This is a genomic window from Steroidobacter sp. (assembly GCF_016790065.1).
Taxonomy (GTDB): domain Bacteria; phylum Pseudomonadota; class Gammaproteobacteria; order Steroidobacterales; family Steroidobacteraceae; genus Steroidobacter.
Genome location: NZ_JAEUPY010000675.1, coordinates 1 through 5,406, shown reverse-complemented (window position 1 = coordinate 5,406; position 5,406 = coordinate 1). Strand labels below are relative to the sequence as shown.

General features: G+C 60.0%; 5 protein-coding genes and 1 pseudogene. 2 read left to right on the top strand and 4 right to left on the bottom strand.

Features of this window, described 5'->3' with window-relative positions:
* On the top strand, positions 1 to 1,210 hold a 1,210-nt coding region (locus JNL55_RS27890), incomplete at its 5' end, for a sensor histidine kinase (protein ID WP_293862424.1).
* Positions 1,204 to 1,935, top strand: coding sequence for a LytR/AlgR family response regulator transcription factor (locus tag JNL55_RS27885; RefSeq protein WP_293862421.1), 732 nt, complete (start codon positions 1,204 to 1,206; stop codon positions 1,933 to 1,935). The genes JNL55_RS27890 and JNL55_RS27885, both read left to right, overlap by 7 nt.
* Here the strand turns inward: JNL55_RS27885 and JNL55_RS27880 are convergent.
* From JNL55_RS27880 to JNL55_RS27865, 4 genes and pseudogenes are all read right to left on the bottom strand, one after another.
* Positions 1,915 to 3,003: a hypothetical protein gene (locus JNL55_RS27880; RefSeq protein ID WP_293862418.1), complete on the bottom strand. Its 1,089-nt coding sequence runs from the start codon at positions 3,001 to 3,003 to the stop codon at positions 1,915 to 1,917. The two genes, JNL55_RS27885 and JNL55_RS27880, sit on opposite strands and share 21 nt — an antisense overlap.
* A gap of 22 nt (positions 3,004 to 3,025) precedes the next feature.
* Entirely contained in the window at positions 3,026 to 3,607 is a 582-nt protein-coding gene (locus JNL55_RS27875; protein ID WP_293862415.1) for a hypothetical protein, read from the bottom strand.
* 149 nt (positions 3,608 to 3,756) lie between these two features.
* On the bottom strand, positions 3,757 to 5,040 hold the full coding sequence (locus tag JNL55_RS27870) for an alpha/beta hydrolase family protein (protein WP_293862412.1): 1,284 nt from the start codon (positions 5,038 to 5,040) through the stop codon (positions 3,757 to 3,759).
* A 2-nt stretch (positions 5,041 to 5,042) separates the two neighbouring features.
* A pseudogene (locus JNL55_RS27865) lies at positions 5,043 to 5,406 on the bottom strand (hypothetical protein); the annotation flags it as partial.

Genomic DNA, 5,406 nt, shown 5'->3' with positions numbered 1-5,406 from the left:
CGGATGGGGTGGAACGGGGCGGACTACGCCGACCGAGTGGCAAACAACCTCTCCCGACATTGATATCCTCCGCTCAGATCCGCGCTTCGTGCGCAACTCAAGGCCCATTCCAAGCGTGAGACTCCGATCCAGCTTCGTCCTCTGGCTCTCCCTCCTCTGGTGGACCGCCTACGCCATCCTGTTCGCATCGCAGGTCATGACCATGAACGAGCAGGCAGGTCAGCCCATCGGCTGGCCGGCAGCTTTGAAATACAGCTTCGGCGGCTGGATGACCTGGGTCCCGCTAACCCTGGGCATCGTCTGGCTAGTACGCCGTCACCCCATCGAGCGAGGCTCGATCACAAAATCAGCCGCAGTATTGAGCCTGGGCGTCCTCGCTGTGATCTTCCTCCGCGGCGCCTACGTCTACGTCACCAATCCAATTTTTGATTGGTACGAAGCCCTCCCCTCATTCTCGAGCGTCCTCCTCACCAGCCTGAGCAATAACTTGATGATGGCGTGGACGGTGGTGGCCGTCGCACATGCGCTGGTGTTCTACGAGCGAGCACGCGATCGAGAGCGACGTCTGGCAGAAGTTGAGCGGAGCCTGGTGACCACGCAGCTCGAAGCCCTGCGCTCGCGACTGCATCCGCACTTCCTCTTCAATGCACTCAACTCTGTGGCGGAGATCGTGCACGCAGATGCGGAGCTTGCGGATCGCATGCTGGTGTCGCTATCCACACTGCTGCGAGAAAGCCTCCGAGCCGATGAGCGCCTCGAACGAACGCTGCGCGACGAGCTCGTCTTGGTGAACCACTATCTGACCATCGAGTCGATCCGGCTCGGACGCCGGCTCGAAGTGCATATAGACATCCCAGAAACGTGTATGAACGCGCTGGTGCCAACGTTGATTCTGCAGCCGCTGGTGGAGAACGCCATCGTGCATGCGATCGCGAGACGCCGCGCGACCGGCAGATTGACGATCTCCGCCGCACAACAGGGTCAAACACTTCACGTCGAGATCAGTAACTCGCGCGGGCCCGAGGGTGGCCGCGGCGACGGTAACGGCGTGGGGCTCGAGCTGGTGACGCGACGCCTCGAGCTGATGTACGGTTCGCAAGGCAGTCTCGAACGAAGAGACACAGATCGTGAGATTTACACTGTCGTGCTGAAGATTCCGGTGCGAGTCGCCACCCTCAATGAAACGTCGAACGTGGTCGCGCCATGCTGAGAGCGGCGATCGTCGATGACGAGGCATGGGCGCGCACTCGTTTGCAGCGGTTACTCAAGACGGTGGCGCCAACCCAGATCGAGGTGGTCGCGACTTGTGTCGACGTGGACGACCTGCTGGATAAGGTTGGCGAGTTAGCCATCGATGTGTTGTTCCTGGACATCGTGATGCCGGGAACCGATGGCTTCACCGCCCTGGCACGCTGGCAGGGTCCGCTGCCGATGGTGGTGTTTGTGACCGCCTTCGAAAACTACGGCGTCAAAGCGTTCGATGCGCGTGCGGTCGACTATCTCCTCAAACCCATCAACGCAGAGCGACTACGCGAGGCGGTGAGTCGAATCGTGCAGACTGCAAGCTCCCGCCAAGCAGCGACTTTAAGCCAGGCACAAGGTCGTCGCGTGCCACTGCCGGCAGGCAAGCACACCCACTTCGTCCTCGAGCACCAGATTCATTCCATCGAAGCAGATCGTAACTACATCGAAGTCCACACCCAGTCGGGGCGATTCGTGCTTCGGCGCACGTTGAACTCGTTCATGGATGAGCTGGACAGCGACGCTTTCTGTCGGGTTCATCGGTCGGTGGCCGTGCGCAGAGAGTCGGTGAGCAAGCTCGTGCCGCTGGGTTCCGGCCGATATCAGTTGGAATTGATCGACGGCCGAACCCTCGTCAGCGGGCGCAACTATCTGGACGCAGTCCGCACCTTGTTACTTGGCGATCTTTCCTAACGTGCTACGGCGACAGTTCTCGCCGTTGATCCGGTAGTCGACCAGCCGAAATCCCGGCTTCCCGCCGCCCTCGCGCATGAACAACGACATCTCGCACTGACGCAACTCGCCGGTTTCGCCCGTGCTAAGGATGGCACCATTGCGAGCCACCACCGCGTAGCTCTGCCGAGTGTCATCCTGAGAGAAATAGTCGAGCTGGCGCATGCCGCTCAGCTCACGCGACGATGACGGCACGCCCCAGAACTCCACGATCTCGTTCTCCGTCCAACCCTCCATGCCGAAGAACAGAATCTGTTGCTGATTGTTCTTGGTCTTGAAGGTCTGGTTCACCTTGTCGATGAACTCACGTTCCTTGTCGTCGTTCTCGATGGCGGTTTGGACCTGCGCCGCTTTCTCGCCGAGCATCTTCTGCGCATCGCCGAGTTGTGCCAGCACCTCTTGGCGACGCTGCTCGATCTCTTCCGGGGTTCTCGTAGTCGTGTACTCAGGGCGCGTAGCCTCTTTCCAGAACGTGTTCCAGGTGACGTCCGCAAGCTGCGTGTTCAACACGAAGTCCCCGACATACACCAAGCCCAGATCCGCCAGGGGCTCCTGATTGTTCTGCTTGCCAGCCGCTTGCGCCGCTGCGAAGACCTTCTTCTCATCACAGGCCACCAGCGCTGCACCGTTGAGCCAGGTTTTCGGAATTGGCACGAACTCCGGTTTGCTCATCATCTTGGTCGTGGCATCGCGGTTGTAGACGACAGCGTCGGCGATGCTGACCAAGCGCTCCTGGCACTTGAATTCCAGCGTGTACGAGATGGTGTCAGGATCCTTCGCGCCTTCGAACACGCGGATGACGGGCACGCGCTTCAAGCGCGCCGCATCGAGGTGCTTGCTCACATTCTTGCTGTTCACCGAGCTCTCGATGGCTTCGAGCGGCGTGCGCGTTTCGACGCGATCAAAGGCCGCATAGTAATGAGACCGGCGCGGTGGCTTGCCCTCGGCACCGACGAGGACCCAGTGCCCCGCCTGAGCGGACGCACTCAGCAGGCAGCACGCCCACAAGCTCAGTGGTGAAACTCGCATGGATTTTTAATTCCGTCGGTTATTACTTGCTGGCTCGGATGCACTCGAGCATCTTGTCTCGGGCTTTGAAGCCACCGTCATAGCTCAGCTTGTAGATGGACTTGCCGCCAAGCTTCACTTCAACGGCGTCGGCATCGTTCATCTCCTTCATGGCGGCATCGATGTCCGGCATATAGAAGACCACCATGCCGCTGCCTTGGCGTGAACTGTTGAACGCAGTCACCGTCTGCGCGGGACTGTCCTTCGTCAGCAAGGTGAATTTCTTTTGCTCGAGCGAACCGGGTGCCGGCACCGTCGGCCCTGACAGAAACAACAGCGCATGGGGTTCTTTAGGAATCGGCAGGAAATAGGCGAACAGCGTGTTCTGCCCGCCCGAGGGTGACTTGAACAGAATGCCGCAGGACTTGCCTTCGGAGCCCTGATAAAGCGCCCACGCCCCCTCCTCGGATTCATGGAAGGCGGTGCTGTTATCGCTGCCGCCCAACAGGTCGATGCTGCCCTCGCCCTCCAAACTCCACTCAGCTTCTTTGTCTGCAGCGGATGTCGTGACAGTGTTGATAACGAGCGCGAGGGATAGAACCGTGCGAAGGATGTGCTGGGGCATGAACTACGATCAAGAGGCTGATGTCCACCGGCACGTTACGGCGCACGGACACTGGTCCCCAGGGGCGCGGGACGAACAGCACGAATTCTGGGGCGAACTGCCCAGCCATCCCGGCGGGCAGAGACCGCAGTCAGATTTACTCAGGGGACTTACTCGGCAGTCTTTCTCCGTAGCAAGGTGACTTCCGGATAAGCCCCATCGCCGGAGAGCAGCGACGTACTGGCGACATCGCCACGCACATAGCGATCGAAGAACGCCAACGTGTAAGCATTGACGATGGCGTGCGCCGCGCGTGGGTGCAGATTCTTAGGTGCCACCGGTTCGAACAGCGGTAGATCGGAGAAGCTACCGTGATTGGTCCGAGCCACGGTCACGTGATACCAGTCCGCCGCGGTTCGTCGGAGCAGTGTCCAGAAGTACGTCGAGGCGGCGTACGATGATTCGACTTCTCCCACACTCACTTCACCGCCCGGCGGCCCCGGCACTCTCGGACCACCGTTGGCAGGATTGAACATGAGCATCACCGGACGCTCGCTGCCCAACGTCACCACGCCTTGGGGCCCCGCCAGACCATGCGGCCATCCGTCGAGATTCGCCGCCGCCCTGACACGCTCGTCATCACGCGCCGCCTGAAGTGCCTGCAAGCCACCGAGCGACCAGCCCCACGCACCGACGCGCTGCAGATCGATGCGCCGGTAGAAACGGCTCTTGGGATCGGTCGCGAGCTGCGTCAGTCGGTCGAGAACGAAGCTGATGTCTTTGACGAACAGACTTAGATCCGAGTGTGTGAAGCCGTACTCCACCCCCTCGCGTCCGAAGGGCTCATCGCGTGAGTTGCTCGTTTGCGGCCGCTCGGCGTTCCACTTGAGACCATCATTCTCATAAGTCGTGCCATCGGGAAAGCGCTCGATACCACTGGAGCCGGGATGACCGATGGCCACGACCACGTAGCCTTGACTGGCGAGGAACTCCGTCTGGAACGTGCCGCTGAAGTGCGGCTGGCCATTGCCATGGTTATAGATGAGGATCGGAAACGCTTCATCAGAAGCCGTGAGTGGCGCATTCAAGAACGACTGCGTTCGTACGTGCTCGACCTGGTGCAGCCAATGATCTTTACTGTACAGCTGCGGATTGAGCACATACGGCGCGCGCTTGGCATTGCGTGGCACCGCCGCTGGATACCACACCTGCACCATCACCTTGCGCTTGTCGGTCGGGTCCGCCGTGCTCGGATCCGCCAACGCGGTGTTGATCCACAATTCTTCGAACGTGCCGGTTTCGTAGCGCCCTCGGGGTTCGCCAGCGAAGATCTGTTCGGGAATACGCAACGTGGCCGGGGCGCGAGCCTCAGCATGCACAGGCCGTGGCAGGACCATCATTCCAATTGAGATGATCACGAAACCGCACAGACTGGAGGCATGGAAAGAGGTCATCGTTACTGCTTGTCGTCTTTACGTAGGAGCTTGGCGTCCGGATAAGTGATTTCACCGCTCAACAAGCCGCCTTTGGACTTGCCTCGCAAATATCTGTCGAAGAATGCAAGGGTGTAGTCATTGATGATGGCGTGCGCTGCGCGAGAGTTCAAATTGCCTGGCTTCTCCGCTTCGAACAGTGGCAGATCGGAGAAACTCGCGTGCGTCGTGCCTGCCACGGTTACGTGATACCAATCCGACGTACTCCGTCGAAGCATGCTCCAGAAGTAAGTCGCAGTGGCGAATCCAGCCTCGAGCATTTCGGCATCCACCGTACCCTCTGCCTGCGAAGGGATCCCCGAGCCGCCGTCCAGCGTGTTGAACATC

Bases quoted from the DNA above. Each gene is read 5' to 3' on its own strand.
- JNL55_RS27885 (WP_293862421.1), top strand. From the start codon at position 1,204: ATGCTGAGAGCGGCGATCGTCGATGACGAGGCATGGGCGCGCACTCGT.
- JNL55_RS27870 (WP_293862412.1), bottom strand. From the start codon at position 5,040: ATGACCTCTTTCCATGCCTCCAGTCTGTGCGGTTTCGTGATCATCTCA.
- JNL55_RS27875 (WP_293862415.1), bottom strand. From the start codon at position 3,607: ATGCCCCAGCACATCCTTCGCACGGTTCTATCCCTCGCGCTCGTTATC.
- JNL55_RS27880 (WP_293862418.1), bottom strand. From the start codon at position 3,003: ATGCGAGTTTCACCACTGAGCTTGTGGGCGTGCTGCCTGCTGAGTGCG.